This is a genomic window from uncultured Bacteroides sp. (assembly GCF_949298305.1).
GTDB lineage: Bacteria > Bacteroidota > Bacteroidia > Bacteroidales > Bacteroidaceae > Bacteroides.
The window spans coordinates 1-19,440 of sequence record NZ_CASFWU010000053.1 but is presented as its reverse complement, the minus strand read 5'-3'; the positions used below and the strand labels follow the sequence as shown (position 1 = coordinate 19,440).

At 52.2% G+C, this 19,440-nt stretch carries 11 protein-coding genes and 1 pseudogene; 7 read left to right on the top strand and 5 right to left on the bottom strand.

What is annotated here, in order from left to right; translation table 11 throughout:
• Positions 1–252: 252 nt before the first annotated feature.
• Both Q1Y74_RS08595 and Q1Y74_RS08590 read right to left on the bottom strand, forming a co-directional pair.
• Positions 253–900, bottom strand: a complete 648-nt coding sequence (locus Q1Y74_RS08595) for a NigD-like protein (RefSeq protein WP_300813843.1) — start codon at positions 898–900, stop codon at positions 253–255.
• Positions 901–2,063: 1,163 nt separating this feature from the next.
• On the bottom strand, positions 2,064–3,299 hold the full coding sequence (locus Q1Y74_RS08590) for a fucose isomerase (protein ID WP_300813842.1): 1,236 nt from the start codon (positions 3,297–3,299) through the stop codon (positions 2,064–2,066).
• A 238-nt stretch (positions 3,300–3,537) separates the two neighbouring features.
• Between Q1Y74_RS08590 and Q1Y74_RS08585 the strand changes: the two genes are divergently transcribed.
• The 5 genes from Q1Y74_RS08585 to Q1Y74_RS08565 all read left to right on the top strand — a co-directional run bounded on the left by Q1Y74_RS08585 (position 3,538) and on the right by Q1Y74_RS08565 (position 12,842).
• Positions 3,538–4,737 (top strand): pyridoxal phosphate-dependent aminotransferase, encoded by a 1,200-nt coding sequence (locus Q1Y74_RS08585; RefSeq protein ID WP_300813841.1) that lies wholly within the window; start codon positions 3,538–3,540, stop codon positions 4,735–4,737.
• Positions 4,738–4,891: 154 nt separating this feature from the next.
• Complete coding sequence (locus Q1Y74_RS08580) at positions 4,892–6,136, top strand: ABC transporter permease (protein WP_300813840.1); 1,245 nt, start codon at positions 4,892–4,894, stop codon at positions 6,134–6,136.
• Positions 6,137–6,485: 349 nt separating this feature from the next.
• Positions 6,486–8,318 (top strand): hypothetical protein, encoded by a 1,833-nt coding sequence (locus Q1Y74_RS08575; protein WP_300813839.1) that lies wholly within the window; start codon positions 6,486–6,488, stop codon positions 8,316–8,318.
• Positions 8,319–8,353: 35 nt separating this feature from the next.
• Positions 8,354–10,555, top strand: a complete 2,202-nt coding sequence (locus tag Q1Y74_RS08570; RefSeq protein ID WP_300813838.1) for a hypothetical protein — start codon at positions 8,354–8,356, stop codon at positions 10,553–10,555.
• Between the two features lie 16 nt (positions 10,556–10,571).
• Positions 10,572–12,842 (top strand): hypothetical protein, encoded by a 2,271-nt coding sequence (locus Q1Y74_RS08565; protein WP_300813837.1) that lies wholly within the window; start codon positions 10,572–10,574, stop codon positions 12,840–12,842.
• Positions 12,843–13,164: 322 nt separating this feature from the next.
• Here Q1Y74_RS08565 and Q1Y74_RS08560 read toward each other — a convergent pair whose 3' ends face one another.
• On the bottom strand, positions 13,165–14,523 hold the full coding sequence (locus Q1Y74_RS08560) for a dipeptidase (protein WP_300813836.1): 1,359 nt from the start codon (positions 14,521–14,523) through the stop codon (positions 13,165–13,167).
• A gap of 98 nt (positions 14,524–14,621) precedes the next feature.
• Complete coding sequence (aroC, locus tag Q1Y74_RS08555; RefSeq protein WP_300813835.1) at positions 14,622–15,698, bottom strand: chorismate synthase; 1,077 nt, start codon at positions 15,696–15,698, stop codon at positions 14,622–14,624.
• Positions 15,699–15,972: 274 nt separating this feature from the next.
• On the opposite strand from aroC, the gene Q1Y74_RS08550 reads away from it, so the two are divergent.
• Positions 15,973–16,458: a calycin-like domain-containing protein gene (locus Q1Y74_RS08550; protein WP_300813834.1), complete on the top strand. Its 486-nt coding sequence runs from the start codon at positions 15,973–15,975 to the stop codon at positions 16,456–16,458.
• Between the two features lie 150 nt (positions 16,459–16,608).
• On the opposite strand, the gene Q1Y74_RS08545 is transcribed toward Q1Y74_RS08550, so the two are convergent.
• On the bottom strand, positions 16,609–18,900 hold the full coding sequence (locus tag Q1Y74_RS08545) for an outer membrane beta-barrel protein (RefSeq protein WP_300813833.1): 2,292 nt from the start codon (positions 18,898–18,900) through the stop codon (positions 16,609–16,611).
• Positions 18,901–19,053: 153 nt separating this feature from the next.
• On the opposite strand from Q1Y74_RS08545, the pseudogene Q1Y74_RS08540 reads away from it, so the two are divergent.
• Positions 19,054–19,440: pseudogene (locus tag Q1Y74_RS08540) on the top strand (hypothetical protein); the annotation flags it as partial.

Here is a 19,440-nt window from a genome sequence, read left to right as displayed (position 1 = left end):
AAATCATTTTCAAATCAAAAAATCAATGAACGCTTATATTTGATTTAAAATTAATCGTTTAACTACAGTGATGTAATTTTTATCGCACCACTAATAAACGTGCACCATAAATTACACGGATTGGCACAGATTCCTTCTTCAATCTGTGTCAATCCGTGTCAATCTGTGCGGGCTATGATGTCCAGTAAGACTCCGTTATTTCAAGGATAACTCGGATTTGGTTGCCACCATGTCGGATGAGGCAGGTGTGGACTAGCGGGTACAGTAGTCAAACTCGGCCGACTTCTCACCGCTGAATGAATTCCATTTCAGTCTCAGCTTTACGGTCTCGCCTTGTGTGTCGGGCAGTTGGTTCAGTCTGAAAGCTACCAGCCCGTCACCTGTCATTCCGTAAAGGTCTCCATAGGCATTGTGACGGAATTCCACTTCGTAGGGGTTTTCCGGGTTGTTGGTAGAAATCAGGTTTACGAAGTGGGTTGCCTCTCCTCCCCAGCGCGTCCTGAAGCGCAAGGTCAGGTAACCGTCTTCGGCGATGGTTACCCAGTCATTGACAATTTCTACCGGATCCTTGCCATACACCTGGTCATTCTCTTCGGCCAAGTTCGGTACCATCGGTTTGGTCAGAATGCTGTCTATCCAGTTGATGTGGATAGCCTGGTCATAACCTTCGCAGGGTTCATTCACTTCATTGTAATTGACCAGTGCCCTTACTTCCTTATCTCCGAAAGGCGATTCCTTTACGTTGACGGGTAGTAGGGTCGTGTGGTCGTCCAATTGCAGGAAGAGTGTTTGATTTTCGGTTTGTTTGACGGTGACCAATGCGTTTGGAAAAGCGTATTGGTAGTTGTCATTATCATCATCCAAACAGGATTGCAGGGTCAGTGTACCGAAGAACAGCATGGTAGCGGCCAGCAGTTGGTGGGCTTTTGAAATGGTTGTCATAATGTATTTTTTTTGAGTCAATTTGGTTAATATAATCTGTATGTTATTGCTTAGCTTTGCAATGTAGTTGCGTTACATTCATCTAAATGCCAAGAACGGTCGTTGCACTGCACGGGTAGGAGTTAATTAATGATAAAATTCTTTTCGGATCCCTTGTCTGTGATAGTCGTCTTGAAGGCTTTGTGAGCGTTCTCGGGATATATCACAGGTGGATGACCATTGACTCTGGGAATAGTTTGAATGGCTAATGCGAAAAATGAACTTTTGACGTGTCTTATCCCGCCCTGTAAACAGCAACTTCCTTAAGTGGTCGTTAGCCAAAGAAGGACGTTGTTGTCGGAAATATATATATACTCAAGTTTCGCATTTGCGAAACTTGCTGGAGTTAAGGGAGTTAAAAGAAAGCCCCCTCCAACTCCCCCCCGAAGGGGGAGAGACCCCACCAGGGTGGGCTTAGGAGTTAAAGCCGATAGCTCAAGTGTATGGTCGGCATCCTTTTCACAAAGGTATTGGCTTAACTCCTTAACTTCTTAACTCCTTAACTACAATAGATTAATAAACTTGCGAAACTTAAGTATATATATGAAGGTGCAGAGAGGCGTTTAATAGATTTTCTAACTTTTGTGAGGTGTGGTTATAATTGTTGATATTGATGGCTCTTTGTGTTGCATAAATGACAAAATATTTTATGTATAATTGATAATGTTGCCTGGTATGGCGTTGAATGTTGCCTACTATCTACCCGAATGTTGCCTACTATCTACCCGAATGTTGCCTACCTTCTTTCTCAATGTTGCCTATAATTCATGATGAAATTATAGCCGGTTTGTAAGTGGTTGATTTATAATTGCTTGTGGATAGTTGCAGAGTTGTTTTGTTCTGTAACATCCTTTGATGTTGGATTGGATTGTGCTTTTGGTAATTATTTTTGATTAATTATTGGGCGGACGGTCGCTGGCTTTGATAATGAGATGCTTTGTGTGTACGTTGTTTTTCTGTATGTTTGCGGATTAATCTGAAATAAAAGCATGGCAGGCGCAGGAGTTACAGTCAGTCCTTGGGTGCTCTGAATATGCGCCTGTCATGCCTTCTTTTTTCATTCGGATAGAAAATGGCAGCTTTTATTCTATCCGTTTGCATCCGTTTGCCTGGAAAAATTCGTTCAGTACAGCTTCATGGTTTCCGTGCAGCAGGATGTGATGGTTGCCCAGTGGGTTTTTGAGAAAATAGTCGGCTGGTGTGTTCATGCGTATCTTTACTTGTGTGCGGCACATATTGATATGGTTCGTATTTTCTACAAGGGTACCGCTACTTAGGTAGTATTCGTCAAGGCATTCTCCTCCACATTTAACAAGTGTCACTTCTCCTTCAGGCAATATGCCCTGTATTCCTATCCCGGTTCCCGTTTCAAAATGGCTTCTGATGATGAATCTTTCAGTTTGTTTCAACCCTACCGTGCAATGCGACAGAACGAGTTCATTGTTCCGTACATTAACCAGTGAGGGATTTCCCATGAACGGTGCCTGTCCGGTCAGAGTCTTTGCTACCATCATGGTAAATACTGCTTGCAAATCTCCTTCACAGCCGGCAATAATACCTTCGTCATTCAGCAGTGCAAGTGCCAAACAACCTGTTGTGCCTACTTGGTCAATTACTCGGAAGCAGCTTAGGGTCAGTGCGTCCAGTCGTTCTTCTCTCACCAATTTTCTGATGGCGGCATGGAGTTTCATGGCTTTGAGTAGGTCTTCGGGTGAGGCCTCTCTACAAGCCAGTGCCTTTTCTGCCAGTACTGCAGCTTCTTCACCCACTTCATCTTCGGAAGTCAGTGCATAATATTCGTAGACGCGTTCGATGGGCACATTTATATATTCTACTTCCCATCGCCGTTTGGCTAGTAAGAAATCCACATTGCTCGCTATTAACCAGCCTGAAGGAGCACCTATGACACCGATTCGTCGGCCCGACAGGGCTCGCTGGGCGCGGAAGTTGTTGTACAGAATGAAGAGGCGTTTGGCGATGTCGGTCGGTTCACCGTGCAGTATTTCATTCTTCATTCCTCGGTTATGTAACCACGAGGCTATTTCCAGAGCGGCAGGCAGGGAGTTGTATATGCCATCCGTCAGGAGTGCAGTGGGGCGGGGCAGTGCTTCGAAGTGTTGGGCAACCAGTTTTTCTACGCCTCCGGTAGCAATGAAGACAATGCTGAAGTCATCCTGTGTCAATTTCCCTATATTGGAGTGGTCAACGAGGTTGATAGTGAAATATTTTTCCAGTTCGGCCAGCAGTACTTCGTGGGAATTCCGGATGGGTGTCTGCCTATGCAGGGGCGAAACAAAAGTGATGAGGTTGACTGTCATGATTACACGGGCTTTGCAGTTTCTTAATGAATAAGGTTCTTTTTATTTGTAATCCAAAGGTAAGTCTTTCTTTTCAGATGGCATTGCCTTTTAATATATAGATAACCTTTTTAAAGATTTTATGTTCTGGCCTCCTTTGGTTTCAAATAAATCGCTACATTTGCAGCTTCAATAATTGTGTGGCAGCCTGTATTTGCCAGGACAATTTAATTTGTAATCTGAATAAGTTAAGAACGATATGCCGACAATATCTATCCGTGGGATGGAGATGCCCGCCTCTCCCATCAGAAAACTGGCCCCGCTGGCTGATGCGGCCAAACAAAGGGGCATTCATGTCTTTCATCTGAACATCGGACAGCCCGACCTGCCCACGCCACAAGTAGCGATTGATGCTATACGCAATATCAATCGCAAAGTGTTGGAGTATAGTCCCAGTGCGGGCTATCGGAGCTACCGGGAAAAACTGGTGGGATATTATGAGAAGTATAACATACATTTGACAGCTGATGATATTATCATCACTTCCGGTGGTTCGGAGGCAGTGCTTTTCTCTTTTATGGCCTGTTTAAACCCGGGCGACGAAATTATCGTCCCCGAGCCGGCTTACGCCAATTATATGGCTTTTGCTATTTCAGCCGGAGCTAAGATACGCACGATTGCCACCACCATAGAGGAAGGTTTCTCTTTGCCAAAAGTCGAGAAGTTCGAGGAGCTTATCAATGAGCGTACACGGGCTATTCTGATTTGCAATCCCAACAACCCCACGGGCTACCTCTATACCCGCCGCGAGATGAACCAGATACGCGATCTGGTGAAGAAGTACGACCTCTTCCTCTTTTCGGACGAGGTGTACCGCGAGTTCATCTACACCGGTTCGCCCTACATCTCCGCCTGCCACCTGGAAGGCATTGAGCAGAATGTGGTGCTCATCGACTCCGTTTCCAAGCGTTACTCCGAGTGCGGCATCCGCATCGGGGCACTCATTACCAAGAACAAGGAGATACGAGACGCCGTGATGAAGTTCTGCCAGGCCCGTCTCAGTCCTCCCTTGATTGGACAGATTGCTGCCGAGGCATCGCTCGATGCCGGCGAGGACTATCTGCGTGACACCTATGACGAGTATGTGGAACGCCGCAAGTGCCTTATTGACGGTTTGAACCGCATTCCCGGCGTCTACTCGCCCATCCCTATGGGAGCGTTCTACACCGTAGCCAAGCTGCCCGTGGACGATTCTGACAAGTTCTGTGCCTGGTGCCTTTCTGACTTCGAATACGAGGGGCAGACGGTATTCATGGCCCCAGCCTCTGGCTTTTATACCACGCCGGGTTCCGGTCGCAACGAGGTGCGTATAGCCTACGTGCTGAAGAAGGAAGACTTGACCCGTGCCCTTTTCGTGCTCCAGAAGGCACTGGAAGCCTATCCGGGAAGGATTGAATAGTTCTCGGGGTGTATGTCTTTCTGCCGCGGATGATGCGGATTCTCCTGTTTCCTTCTGGGTGACTCTGAGGTGAATGACTGGTTCCACTGTGAAGAAGAATAAATCCGTCTCATCCGCTTCATCCGCGTCCGAACAATGAATTCCATATAGCACAATGAACTTATCTCTTTTTCTTGCCCGCCGTATCTACTCCGGTTCCGACTCCGGCCGTCAGGTCTCTCGTCCAGCTGTGCTGATAGCCATGATTGGTATAGCTATCGGTTTGGCTGTAATGATTGTGGCTGTGTCTGTTATTGTGGGTTTCAAGAGTCAGATACGCGACAAGATAGTGGGATTTGGTTCTCACATTCAGGTGAGCAATCTGGATGCCGTTCGTTCCTATGAAACTTATCCAGTGTTGGCTACAGACAGTTTGCTCGATGCTCTAGGCGCCTTCCCTTATGTGGCTCATGTGCAACGCTATTCTACAAAACCCGGCATGATTAAGACAGCGGACGCCTTCCAGGGTATGGTGCTTAAGGGTGTGGGGCCGGAATACGATCCGGCCTTCTTCCGTCGGCATCTGGTTGAGGGTGAATGTCCGCAGTTCAGCGATTCTTCTTCTACCAACCGTGTTCTTATTTCCCGTTCTCTGGCTTCCAGGCTGAAGCTCAAATTGGGCGACAAGATAGACACCTATTATATACAGGACGACATACGCGCCCGACGTCTCATTGTAGCGGGTATTTATCAGACTAATTTTTCTGAATTCGATAATCTGTTTCTCTTGACAGACCTCGGTTTGGTCAATCGGCTCAATCGTTGGCAGACTGGACAGGCGAGCGGTGTAGAGATAACTTTGAGCGACTATGCTCGCTTGGATGAGGTTACCTATACTTTGGCCGATGCACTGTCGGGTTACACCGATTCTTACGGAGCCGAATATTGTGTACGCAATGTCGAACAGCTTTATCCCCAGATTTTTGCCTGGCTGGATATTCTTGATGTCAACATTTGGGTCATTCTTGTGCTGATGGTGGGTGTTGCGGGTTTTACTATGATTTCCGGCTTGCTCATTATTATCATTGAGCGTACATCCATGATAGGTATTCTCAAGTCGCTGGGTGCTCCCAACCGTACCATCCGTAGCCTCTTTCTCTGGTTTTCCGTTTTTCTTATCGGCAAGGGGATGTTGTGGGGTAACTTGTTGGGACTAGCCTTCTATTTTGTCCAGCGTTATACCGGGTTCTTCCGTCTCGATCCCGCCACCTATTATATGGATACTGTGCCCGTATCCTTCAATTTCTGGTTGTTTCTTCTGCTCAATGTCGGCACACTTCTTGCCTCACTTCTTATGCTTCTGGGACCTTCGCTTTTGATTACCCGTATTCGTCCTGCCAGTTCTATGAGGTATGAGTAATTGGGTGCCGGATAGGAGAAGCTGTTGTTTTTGGCGAAACGGAGTTTTGTAAAAAAGGAAAGGCGTATTTCCGCCATTTGCGCCAGAATAAATTCTTGTGTATGTTTTCTTATACCTACCCGCTCATACTTAACCTCTTACCGTTCTATTCCATTATCTTTAACATTTTCTTTCTTTTTCATCTCGTTCCTATATCGTATATTTGCGCCCTCAATTTAGACGGCTCAGTCTTATGTGTCAGTATATTACTGTTTTACGTTTGATTTATGTCGTTGATTCTCTTCTGCATCCTTCCTCTCTGTGGAAGTGAAAGAGTGTGTGTAATTGTAAAATGAACAAACAAACAGAAATGAAGAAATTTCCTTTACTTACTATGTTATGTGTCCTGTTGCTGACGGCCTGTAGCCGTGACGAGTGGCAGGACATGCAGTCGCCTGCAAGTCAGGGCGGTGTATTCAGCCTTTGCGAGGTGGGTTATGAGGGCGAGACTTCCGGCAGTCGTGTGTCTGCCGGATATGACCGTCTGGAGTTTTGTATTGTAGACGTGGACGGATGCCGTGTGCTAGACGCCAAAGGCCGCTATGACACAACTTCGTGTGAAATTCGAGTGGAGGGCCTCCATGAGGGTGATTACCGCCTGCTGGTGTTGGCTGTCAGGGGGAACGCTGCTGCTGACGGAGCTGAGATAAACACGCCCATGCAAATTGGGGATACGTGGTTGAGTTTCCCGACAGACTTGCGTCGTCCACTGTCGGCCGAATATTACTATGCGCAGAAGCCGTTCAGTGTGAGTATCGAGGATGGTCGGGAAGTGACGGATGTGGAGGGCAAAGTCGAGCTGAGACGTCTGGTCAGTCGGCTGGACTTCAGTTTCGATTACCGCAATCCCAATGTAAGGTGGGCGGTGACACGCCAGCGTGTCAGTCTTTCGGATACACGTTTCTGTACTACGGTGTCGGCCGATGGTATTCCCGGAGGAACAGATACGGGAGGCACGTTGGAATTGGAACTGGCAGAGGGAACATCGCTGTGCTTTTTGCCTACGGCTGAGGGTTCTTCGCTTGCAGGGGAGGTGGAACTGTTCACTCGCGACTGGCGGGGAACTCAGACCCGGCAGACTTATTCCTTTGGCTTGGAACATACCGAGGCTAACCACATACATAAGGCAGAGACACAGGTGGAACACCCCGAAGATCGCTCGGCTTTGATGTTTGTCAGTCGTGCGGCCTACTTGAATGGTAATCACAAGCTTATCTTGCAGGATGACGAACCGAAAGAGGTATATACAGATTCCCAACAGCGTCAATTTGACACCGCACAGCCCTTGCAGCTGGAACTGACGGACGACGGACAGCTGCATGCCCGTTTCTATTCGCCCCGGGGATTGGGACGGGTGTTGGTGAAGGCACGTATTCCGGCCGTGTCCGACGAATATTTCGAGTTGGCTTATTTCGATACGATTCCGGGATTTGCCGACTTTTACGAGACTATGCCTTTGATGGAACGTTCGGCTGTTTGTTCTACGGAATCCGGTCGTCTGGTTGAGGCCGGTCCGCTCGAACCGACGGATTTGGCCGATGCAGACTTTCGTGTAGAGACAACCGATCCCTATTGGGCCCGTCTGCAGGGGATAGAACATGGCTGGACTATCCGTTGGGGACTGTATGGAGGAGACCCCGAACGTGAGGATGGCGGGCCTGTGGGCAACTGGATGGGTATCCGACCCGTTCATTGTCGTGAATCGGTGGCACTGTTTCTTAATTTCACTTATATGGTGGATATGCCCGAACACGAGCAAATTTTGCGTGAGAACGCAGACAAACTGTACGATGACCAGAAGAACCCCATTCGTGTCGAGCAGGTGCTGGCCCAGATGAGACAGCGTCGTACCTTGCAGGTAGGATTGGTCTATCCGGGCAACGGTGTAGTGGGCCTGGGTGGAGGCTCTACCTTTGGCGCCTATCAACAGGCCTGGTTCGAACATTATTGGAACGCTTACTCGTGCAGCATCATGTTTCATGAGCTGGGTCATGTGATGGGCTACGGCCACAGCAGCTCGTTTACTTATGGTCCTTGGGCCGAGGAACTGATGAATAATTTCTATGTGCAGAACATCGGTAATCTGCCCATTGACTCGCCCGAATATTTGAATAGTAAAACCAATCCAAACAGATACCAATGAACAAAGATAACCTGCTTAAAACAAAGTTGATGAGAATGATGAGATTGACTGTTGCCGTGTGTTGCCTGCTGTTGGCTGCCTCATGCACCTCTGAGGACTCCGGCCTTTTGCCAGAGGATGCGGGAAAGCTGACTGTCCGCCTGTTGGCCGACGAACTGCTTCAGGGAGGAACGGAAGAGGGAGAAGACCGCATGGAGAAGGTGGTAGCCTACCGTTTTGAGAACGGCATGCTGCAGGAGTGCTTTGGCCCCCTGACCCTCGCTGCCGATGGCACTCTCACTTTGACTCCTGCCCGCATGACAGGGACGCTGCGCTTTGTGGCCAACACGCCTGCATCGTTGCAGAATGATGCTCCGGTTCCGGGGAAAACTACGCAGGACGAGTTCATGCGTCTTACCGCTACGGCTTCTGAATTGACGGCCGCAGGCATCACTATGACGGGAGGACTGGAATTGGATAAGGAGAACGCCTCCGTCAGCCTGAAGCGCAGCGTAGCCCGTATCGACCTTTGTCTGCCCATAGAGGGTGTCAGTGTCCACCACTTGCGCATCGGCGGACTGGCGGCCTCCGGATATGTGAACGAACAAGAAGGAGTGCCGGCCGATGCTACAACTACGACCGTTGAGCAGGACTATACCGACAGCCCGCTGACAGGCAGCCGTTTCCTTTGCTACGTCTCTCCGCAGGAGGGTAGGACGTCGCAGGCTGAACTGGTTGTGACTACTTCCGATGGGGGCTGGCATCGGCTGAATGTTTCTCTGCCGCCTCTACGGCGCAACACAGTCTGCACGTTGAAGGTTTACGGCAACGGAGCAGCTCTTCGTCTGGAGGCTGTGGAAGGAGAATGGGAAAACGGCACAGAGGCTGGTGTGGAGCCGGCACTGAAGGGACTGGTGGACCGGGATGCTTCCCGGCTGTCCGAGGGTGTGACGGTGAACGCCCAGGGCGACACGGTCTTCGTGCCTTATCAGGAAAGTACCTTGCAGCTGGTCTTGAAGGCCGAATTGGGGGCACGCCTTTCCGTTGTCGGCGAAGTGGACGGAGTGACTCTGAGCAGCCGCAGTCTGACCCGTACCCTGCAGCAAGTGGCCGAGGTAGACATCAGCAGCAGTCTGAAGATGCCGGGCAGCCGTAGGGGCTACATCTACCTGGATACCTATCTGGAGGATGTCCGTACGGGGCGAGTGGTACTGGTCTTTGCTCCCAGTCCCATCGGCCTGACGGGCAGCCTGACCTTTGACCGCAATGCCGTATGCGACTATGGCCGCTACATTGACGGTTGTCTGGGCGTGCTGACCTTGCCTGCGGGCAAAACCGTCAGTGTGGAGACCGATGCCGGCGAGGCTCCTTGGCTGAAGCTGGCCGACGGCGGGGCAGATGAAACATACCGTATCCTGGCCGGGTGGAGGCCCAATGACCCCGAGGCCGACGGACGTATACAGGAGGCACGGCTGGTCGTGACCGACAGCGACGGTGGTAATCGGGAACAATATATCATCAGACGGCGGAACTGGGGGCTGCCTGTAGTCCGGATAAACGGTACCTGGTGGTGTAAGTATAATTTGCGAGGCAACGTGAAGGATTTTGCCGACCAGATTTTGCCGAAGGATGATCCTGCGGACAGCGATGCCGATGTCTTGGACTATCTGCTGTCCTGTAGCGACGCGGAACTGCTGGAAGTATTGGGAGACCAGTATCAGGCAGGCAATCCCGAAGGTCTGAAGCTGATGCATGACGGAGAATCTTTCTCTTACGAGGGCTATCGGAGCACTGCGGATAATTTTGGCACTCTGGAACCTGCGGCAATGGCCCCCGACGGCTATTGCATCCCTGATTATGATGACTTCAGGTTCTTTGCCTGGGACAACAACAGCAATCTGGCTTACTATAATCCCGGAGCATTCAACAATAATTTGGGGCAACGGCTCAATTTCCGGGTCGTGGAGCGTAACCTGACAGCTGCCGGAGCAGACTATGGCCCCGTCATTTTCTATGATTTCGAATACGAAGGCAGCCACTGGACACTCTGTGGATTAGGCCATCAATGGGACGAGGGAAAAATCGCGAAAACGGCCATTTTGTTGGCCACGTACGGCAATGCCGGCAGTTCCTGGATGATGGAAGGCTATCCTCAAAGCAACGGAAGCGGAAACTGGATGAAATATTCCGCCCAAAACGCGGTAAAAACCCGTACCGTACGCTGTGTCAAGACTCCGGTAGAATATGTATATGAATAGTAAATTAGGTATGAATATGAAGAAGTTGATAACTGGAACAATATATGGCGGACTTTGCTGTCTGCTGTTTTCCTGTCTGCTCTGCATCTCTTGTTCAGAGAAAGAGGACACTCCGCAACCGTTACCCAAGGACCAGACGGTAATCAAGATAAACGTAGCCGCCTATGCTAATGGGGGAGGCCAACCCCTGCCCGAGGGCGAGAATGAATTCCGCGACATGCAGGCTTGCCTATTTGAAGATGGACTTCTCACGCGGGTCTATACCGGGCTGGATGCTTCGGCAGACAGCTACAGCCTGCCGTTGGACGGAGCCGCCGGTACACTCTATATGCTGGCCAATACGGCGGCCGCTGTTGATTTGGAAGAACTGAAGCGGCAGGGCACTACCGAAGCCGAATGGCTGAAGACCACACTGGCGGCCGGCAGTGAAGGGGCGCTCCGTTTCTTCAGCGGAAAGGTGGACATTTCCGGAGAAACTGCGTCCGAGGTGTCTCTTGACCTTGAACGCGGTGTGGCCCGCCTGGACTTACGTCTGGAGGCAGGCGAAGACGTGGCAGTGAAGAGCCTGGCGCTGAAAGACGCGGTACAGGACGCCTATCTGTTTGCTTCCCAAGGAGACGATGCTCCCGCAGAAGCCGTTCTGAAAGACCTGTACACAGCATTTCCACAGCCTCTTACGGCCGATACGCAGGGAGTGGCCTACCTCTTTGCCCAGTCGCGTCCGCAACTGAAAGCGGAAGTGGAAATCGTTTCCGGCGGACAGACATATACGGAAGAAGCCGAACTGCCTGCTTCGCTGAAGCGCAACACCATCTATGCACTGACCGTGAGCAAGGCCGCTACGCCGTCGAAGCCGTTTGAGCTGAAGGTGGAAGAATGGCAGGAGGAAGAAGTGACACTGCGCCCCGATTGGGATGGTGCCATTACTGTCAACACAACCCTGACGCCACTGCCGGAGGGGGCGCAGACGGACGCAACGGGTAGTACACTCATATTGCCGGCCCGGGCATTGGACTTTACATTGGCTTTGGACTGTAATGACGAACTGGAATTTGCCTCTTCACAGGCGCCCGGCATTACGGTCAGCCCCATCACCTCATCGGGCATGTTTGACGGAGTGACTTCCTTTACTGTGCACAAACCGTTGCTGCCGCCGGGTTATCCCGAAGAAGAATGCAGGCTCTACTTCCGCCGCAAGGGGCTGAAGGAGGTCTATGAAGAGGACTGCATTACCCTTCGCGTACAAGAGAATCCGATACGTACAGAGGGTTTCACGTTTGACCGGACCAGCTATGCGTGCGACTTCGGCCGCTACGTGGACAATGAACTGGGCCGCTTCATCCTGCCCGAAGGCATGGAGCTGCTGGCTGAGTTCGAGAACGAAGACCCGTGGGTCAAGGTGGAAAAGGTGGCAGACGAGGCAAACACCTATCGTGTGGTGGGAGGCTGGAAGCCCAACGACCCGAAAGCCGACGGGCGCAAACAGGAGGCCCGGCTGCTGGTAAGCCGCAAGAGTGACGGGCAGCGGATGGAAACCTACACCGTGGCGCGTCGCAACTACGGCCTGCCGGTGACACAGCTCAACGGGGTGTGGTGGTGCCGTTACAACGCCATCGGCAATTCGCGTAACTTCGACGACCAAATCCTGTGTGCCGACGACCCCGCACGCCTGGCCGGACAGACCGTGCAGAACTATCTGAACACCTGCTCGCAGGCCGACTATCTGCGCCTGTGGAATGCCGCCTACGAGGGGAGCGACGGCGTGGCGCTGAAGGCTGTGAACCGCGACGGGATGCTGGTACTGGACGGATGGCGCAACAGTGAGTCCAACCACATCAACCATCAAGACTCCCATGCACTGGCCCCTGACGGTTATGAGATGCCCAGCTTTGATGACTACCGGCAGATTCTTTCCGGTTTTGTCATTCCCACCTCTTGGACAGGATTCAACCCCCAAGTGGGCGGAGAGGCTGACCGTTGTGAGATTATCCTGGAGAAGCGCGGGGGAATGGAGTTGGACGGCTATGCCCTTGGCGAGCTGTGGTCGTTCTCGGTGCGCAGTGTCAAGGGCAAGGGCGACGAGCCCCTGACGTTCTATGGCGTAGGTTGCCAGTGGGGAGCCACGGGCGTCAATGCCAACTGGCTGCTGATGGCCTGCTACAATCCCAATACGACCGGATGGCTGGTGAGGGGCAGCAACGCCAGCCTGGAGCACAACGGAGCCGGTGCCAACAACACCCGCCTGGTGCGCTTCAAGAAGTCGGCTGTGGAGTATGTTTATGAATAAACCAGACTACCCCGCATGTAGGATATTTCCATGCCATACATGCGGGGTAGCTTTTGCCTGTCCCGTAGAAAAGTTATAAAGCAGCGGCTGCGATGTACAACTGAGCGCTTGCGTTGTATAACTGAGCGCTTGCGATATACATCTGAGCGGCTGCTTTCCAGCTTTCCTGCGGAGTAGGGGTGACCTTTTCCGCACATGGGATAAGGATTTGTCCCACACATGGGGCAGGCGGACAGGGCACGGGGGAATTGCAAAAAAGAACCCCCTTCAGCTCTCCTTGAAAGGAGGAGTTGAAGGGGGCTTCTCTTAAACTTTCTGTTCTTTATTCTTTGTCCCACTGCAGGTGGAATTCCACCACGGCCTCGATGCCTTTGCGCAGGATGTCCAGCGGCATGTTCTCGTTGGGCGAGTGGATGGCGTTGCTTTCCAGCCCGAAGCCCATGAGGACGGTCTTGATGCCCAGCACCTGCTCGAAGGTGGCTATGATGGGGATGCTTCCGCCGCGGCGCACGGCCAGGGGCTTCTTGCCGAACGCTTTCTCAAAGCCCTTCTCGGCAGCCCGGTAGGCAGGGAGGGTGATGGGGCAGACGTAACCCTGTCCGCCGTGCATGGGCGTCACCTTCACCTGTACGGTAGCGGGTGCGATGCTCTGGATGTAGTCGGCAAAGAGCTGTGAAATCTGGTGGTGATCCTGGTGGGCTACAAGGCGGCACGACACTTTGGCGTAGGCCTTGGAAGGCAGTACGGTCTTGGCCCCTTCGCCAGTATAGCCGCCCCAGATGCCGCAGATGTCGAACGACGGGCGGCAGCTGTTGCGCTCCAGCGTGCTGTAACCCTTTTCGCCCGCCAGTTCCTTGACGCCGATGGCTGCCTTGTACTTCTCTTCGTCGAAGGGGATGTGGGCTATCATGTCACGCTCGGCCTGGGGCACCTCCTCCACGTCGTCGTAGAAGCCGGGGACGGTGATGCGGCCGTCGGCGTCGACCACGCGGGCCAGCATCCGGCAGAGTGCGTTGATGGGGTTGTCCACCGCGCCGCCGAAGTGGCCGGAGTGCAGGTCGCGGTTGGGGCCGGTCACTTCAATCTCCCAGTAGGCCAGTCCGCGCAGGCCGGTGGTCAGCGAGGGCAGGTCGGCGCCCAGCATGCTGGTGTCCGATACGAGGATGACATCGGCCTTCAGCAGCTCGCGGTGTTCCTGGCAGAAGGCTTCGAGGCTGGGAGAGCCTATCTCCTCCTCGCCCTCGAAGATGAACTTCACGTTGTGGGTCAGCAGGTTGTTCTTCACCAGGTATTCAAAAGCCTTCACCTGGATGAAGGACTGCCCTTTGTCGTCGTCGGCGCCGCGGGCCCAGATGCGTCCGTCGCGCACCTCGGGTTCAAAGGGAGCGCTTTTCCACAGCTCCAGCGGCTCGACGGGCATCACGTCGTAATGGGCATAGACGAGTACGGTAGGCGCGGCAGGGTCTATGGTCTTGCAGGCAAACACCATGGGGTTGCCTTGCGAGGGCATCACCATGGCCTCGTCAGCACCGGCCTGGAGCAGGAGTTGCCTCCACCGCTCGGCGCAGGCCAGCATGTCGTCGTGATGCTCGGGTTGGGCGCTGATACTGGGAATGCGGATGAGGCTGAACAGTTCGTCCAGCATGCGGGGTTCGTTTTCGGAGAGGTAGGTTCTAATCATAAGTGGAAGGGGGAATATGAATGAAGGGTTATACATTATATATAGTATGCAGACGCTTCCTCCCCTCCCTCTGGGGGAGGGGGCGGGGGAGAGGCCCCTTACAGTTGCGTTGTCCGGTCTATCAGGTAGAAGTCCAGAATGGTCAGTGCGGCCATGGCCTCCACGATGGGCACGGCGCGCGGCAAGACGCAGGGGTCGTGGCGGCCGCGGGCTTTCAGGGTGGTGTCCACGCCGTCGATGTTCACCGTGTGCTGCTCCATGAGGACGGTGGCCACGGGTTTGAAGGCTACGCGGAAGTAGATGTCCTGTCCGTTGCTGATGCCGCCCTGGATGCCGCCCGAGTGGTTGGTGTGGGTGGTGATGCGTCCGGCGTTGTTGTAGAACACGTCGTTCTGTTCCGAGCCCTTCATCTTCAGTCCCTTGAATCCGTCGCCGTACTCAAAGGCTTTGGCGGCGTTGATGCTCAGCATGCCCGATGCCAGTGCCGCCTGCAACTTGCCGAAGACCGGTTGCCCCAGTCCGACGGGGCAGCCCGTGATGACGCAGGTGATGACGCCGCCGATGGTATCGCCTTCGGCCTTTACCTCGGCAATGAGTCGCTCCATTTCCTTGGCCTTCTCGGGGTCGGGGCAGCGGACGGGGTTGCTCTCTGTCAAATCCAGGTCGTAGGCCGTATAGTTCTCTTCCAGGCGGATGGGCCCCACTTGCGAGGTGTAGGCCGTGATGCGTATGCCCAGTTGGCGCAGTGCCAGCTTGGCCAGCGCTCCGGCCACTACGCGCGAGATGGTTTCGCGGGCCGACGAGCGTCCGCCGCCCCGGTGGTCGCGGATGCCGTACTTGGTCTTGTAGGTATAGTCGGCGTGTGAGGGACGGTACACGTTCTTCAGATTGTCGTAGTCGGAAGAATGCTGGTTCTCGTTCCATACCATGAAACCGATGGGGCAGCCGGTGGACTTGCCTTCAAAGATGCCGGAGAGGAATTCCACACGGTCTGCCTCTTTGCGGGGAGTGGTGAGGTCCGACTGGCCCGGACGCCGGCGGTCCAGTTCGGCCTGTATGAAGTCCATGTCGATGGTGATGCCTGCGGGAAAGCCGTCGACGACACCTCCGATGCCTTTTCCGTGCGACTCGCCGAAACTGGTCAGGCGCAGGATGTTTCCGAATGAGTTGAACATAGTTTGTATGGTTTAAAGGGTTAAGAATGAGTAATGTGTACGGCAGTTTTCCCGCACGCGCACTTAAACGTGTATAAAAGTAGACATTTGTTTGATATGCCGCAAGGTTTTATGCTCCATTTCTTTTATTTCGGCTGTAACATCCAACTTTTCAGCGGATAAAACTTGTACACCTCAATTAAAACCTCTTACTTTGCAGCCTGAAAATATGAATAGGATATAATCATATCTTCAGAGCAGAGATTTATTATTAACTAAACAAGAACACAATTTTATGAAGAAGAATTTATTTTATCTGTTTGCATTGATTTGTTCAATGAGTTTGTTTACTGCTTGTAGCAGCGACGATGACGATAACAACAACGATTTGACTCTCGAACAAGTGATTGATGAACAACTGGTAGGTACGTATGCCGGTACGTTTGATATCACTTCTAATGGGATGTCTCTCGGCTCGGATATTGCGCAGGATGTTATTCTGACCAAGTCGTCTGCAAATGCATTGAAACTCGAAGTGAAGAATCTTGCGATTTCAGAAGATTTGGTCTTGGATATCTCCTTGGAGCCATGTACTGTTGTAGAAGCTAACGGACTCTATACGTTTGAAGGTTCACAGACTGTTTCAGTAGGAACTTTGGGTACTTTCCCGGTAACAGTTGGAGGTGCCTTTACCGATGGCAATGTAGCTATGGATATTACCGTATTGCAAGTTCCTATGCTCAATCAGGTTGACGTGACTTTTGAAGGCTCCAAGAAGTAATAGAAACATAATATAATTGAAGAAATAGGCTGCCCGCGGGCAGCCTATTTTCGTAATGAGAGGGATGTGTAGGCGGTTCTTCGCTGTTTCATCCTTTCTTTTTAACGTTACCCTTCAACCAACTGTTTTTTTATGCGGTTGCCGCCGATGTCAGTAGCCGAAGCGTGAGGTGTCCACCTTTTTATGCTCCTTATCCTTGTAACCGCCGAATTTATAGGTAAACGAAAGGGATAGGAAGCGGCTGTCTGCATGCTGGTTTATCTCGAACCGTTGTCCTCTGTCATTCACACGGGCATTGGGTGTCGCGCTGTTGAACAGGTCGTTACCCGTCAGGCGGAGTTCGGCTTTCCGGTCGGCTGAGGTCCATTTCAGTCCGGCATCGACTTTCCAGATGGAGGACAAGTCATAATTTCCCTGAACGGAAGGACTGACATACAGGCCGTTCAACTCCAGGCTGATGGCCGGCTTTGAGGACAGTCGGAAGGTATTGTTCAGCATTGCGATTCCCCTCCAAACGCAGTTGTCGAAGCCGACGGCATGATAGTCCTTGCTGACGTCCCTGAAATAGGAGCCGTCCAGCGTGAGGCGGGAGTTCCAAATATTGCCGACCGCGAAGGGGAGAATCACCGAAAGGCCGAAGTTCTGCTCGTAGTCGTAATTCACTGTCTGATAAACCATCGTCAGTTCGTCGGGGCTTTGGTAGGCCAACTGGGCGAACAAATCTTTTACATGGGTATAGTACAGGCTGAAGATGTATTTGCTTTTCAGGATGTAGGTCAGGTCGGCAGTATAGTCTGTCGAAGGGCGCAGGCCGGGATTTCCTACGACCTTGGCATAACCATTCAGATAGCTTGTGGCATCCTGCATGCTCCAATAGTCGGGGTAGGCCTTGTCCGAAGAGAAGGAGAGCTGGAAGATGTGGGAATTTGACGGGATGTAGTTCAACTGCATGGAAGGATAAACAGCCCACTGCTTGTAATCGGCCAGGCGGTAATATTCCCCGGCAGCGGACAGAGAGAGCGACAGACGCTCGCCAAAGGCTTTCTCCAGTCCGGCATAGAAGTTGTAGGTCCGTTCGTCCAGTTTCGTGTCCGAGTTCAGGGATGCCATGTCATTTCTGTCCTGTGCATGATACAACTGGGCACTTTTCTCTTGGGCAAAAGAGAAGTTGACACCGTAGTTCAGGCTCCAATCCGGAGGTAAGGTATGTGTCTGCCCTGCATAGATATTCCAGCGGTTGATGCGTTGGCGGCTGTCGGCCAAAAACTCCTGCTCAACATTGCCCGCCCGATTACAGAATTCCTGCACGCTTGGATAGGAATAATAGGTATAATCCAGTCCGACATTCATACCCCAGCGTGCCGTATAATCCAGATTGAAGTTGTGCATCTGTTCGTCTCCCTTTCGGACGTTGGATGACTCTGAGAAGGTACCCGTTGAGTTTTCGACCGTCTTGATGTTGGGAGTAACGGCGGCCGTATAGGCCATATTCAGATGGTCGTTCTCGGTTATCGGATACTCCAAGGAAGTGCGGACGTTGTGGGTCAGCTTTCTTCTCAATCCGGTGTTGTATTGCTCTACATCGTGCACCACGCCGTCCAGCGTATGATGGGAGATGAAATCGTATCCCGTCCGCCGCCTGGTATAGTCGGCCGCATAAAGCACATCCGCCGTCACCTTCCGTCCTCCGAAAGAAAAGCTCATGCGCCCGTCGCCCTGCGCATAGCGGGCTTGCGTAAAGTCGGCTCCGACTTCCCCGCGCAGGAAAGCGTCTTCGGACTTCCGATTCTTCAGCACCAGGTTGATGACCGCCCCTCGCACCCGGTATTTGGCTGGCGCGCTGTACATCACTTCCGCCTTCTCCACATTGCTGACAGGCGTACTCTTCAGCAGACTTACCAGTTGCTCGCTTGACATGGACGACGGGCGTCCGTTCAGTACCACCGTAACGCTTCCTGCTCCAATCAGACTCAGGCTTCCGCCCTGCTCCAATACGCCCGGCAGGCGAGCCAAGGCCTCATAGGCATTGCTTGCCGTCGTCTTCTCGGCCAGGGCTTCCACATCGTAAGTCAAGGTTCCGTTCTCCGCTTTCACCAAAGGGCGTTCGGCTCTGACTACCACTTCTTCCAAAGCATAAGCATCTTGTTCGTCCATCGTCACCACACCCATATCACCTGCCGCGTTATAGTCTTTCACTACACTCTTGTAGAGCAGGTGTTGGAAAATCAGGCGGTATCGCTTCAATTCCCGATGAAAGACGAAACGGCCCAACGAATCGGTAGTCACTCCATCAACAAATACAGAGTCCGGCGTCTGCATCACTACCGTCGCGCCCTCAATCGGTCGTTGGTTCTTATCCGTTACACGTCCTCTTACCTCCTGTGCAGCCAGGCGAGTGGCCGCGACTATCAGACTTACTGTCAAAATTACAATCTGTTTCATAAAGCATTCATCTATTTTGTTTTCCTGCCGCAAAGTAACGGCCTTTGCTGCAAAAGGCAGGTTATGGCCTCGTTATGCTTTCCTTATATTATTGTTAGGAAACACCCGATTGTTAAGAGATTGTTATATCTTTGCCGACAAATCAAGACACTTATGCCCGGCAAATACATCAAGATAGTTACCTTTCTGAGTCTGATTGTCATCGTGCTCATCCAAGGTTCGTGGCTGGTTCATACCTACCGGATGATTGAGGGGGAACTGCTGCAGGTCAGCAACCGCCTGTTCCCGCAGGCCGTTGTGGACGAGGCCAAGACGCGTCTTGACCGGCTAAGCGACACCCAAGGCGAGGACATCACCCTCAGTTTCTCTACGAATTTCGACTATGAAAGAGAAATCGACCAGACGCTGTTCGAGTATCTGACGGTGCTTGCCAACGATTACGCCGACTCCATTTACCACTCATCCATCTCCTTGCCGCTGGCCGACTCCATCTTTACAGCCCGCCTGGCGCAAGAAGGGTATCAGGCCCAGGTGAAATGC